Source organism: Acidiplasma cupricumulans (genome assembly GCF_001402935.1).
GTDB lineage: Archaea > Thermoplasmatota > Thermoplasmata > Thermoplasmatales > Thermoplasmataceae > Acidiplasma > Acidiplasma aeolicum.
In genome coordinates this window covers 1-533 of sequence record NZ_LKBH01000231.1, presented here as the reverse complement: position 1 = coordinate 533, position 533 = coordinate 1, and the positions used below count along the sequence as shown (strand labels likewise).

The 533-nt window shown below is 25.3% G+C and carries 1 protein-coding gene; it reads left to right on the top strand.

What is annotated here, in order from left to right; all coding sequences use genetic code 11:
• Positions 1-533, top strand: a 533-nt coding sequence (locus tag AOG55_RS06510) for an RNA-guided endonuclease InsQ/TnpB family protein (RefSeq protein WP_156318781.1), incomplete at both ends; no start/stop codon positions are given.

The window sequence follows — 533 nt, the reverse complement described above, 5'->3', positions numbered from 1 at the left end:
GTATCAGTTGATTTGGGAATTAAAAATCAATTAACATTGTCCAATGGTTTAATAATAAATTATGGCATACCAAAATCTAAAAGAGAAAAAAGAATTCAGAGAAGGTTATCGAAGAAAATAAAAAACTCTAATAATTATTATAAACTAAAAAATAAATTAAATATAGAACAAACAAAAACAGTGAACAGAAGAAAGGATACAGTGAATAAGATAGCCCATTATCTATCATCAAACTATGATATAATAATAACACAGGATGATAATATTAATTCATGGAAGCATCTCTTTGGCAAAAGAACAGAATCCACTAATATAGGTGGAATTAAGGAAGCACTTAAACATAAGGCTTCAACATTTATATTACTGGATAGGTTCCTGCCAACAACCAAAGAATGCTCTAAATGCCATAATAAATACAATATAAATTTAAATGATAGAATATATAAATGCCCTAATTGTGGTTTTATAATTAATAGGGATTATAATTCAACATTAAATGATCTATATTATGGAATTATAAAAATAAATGAACT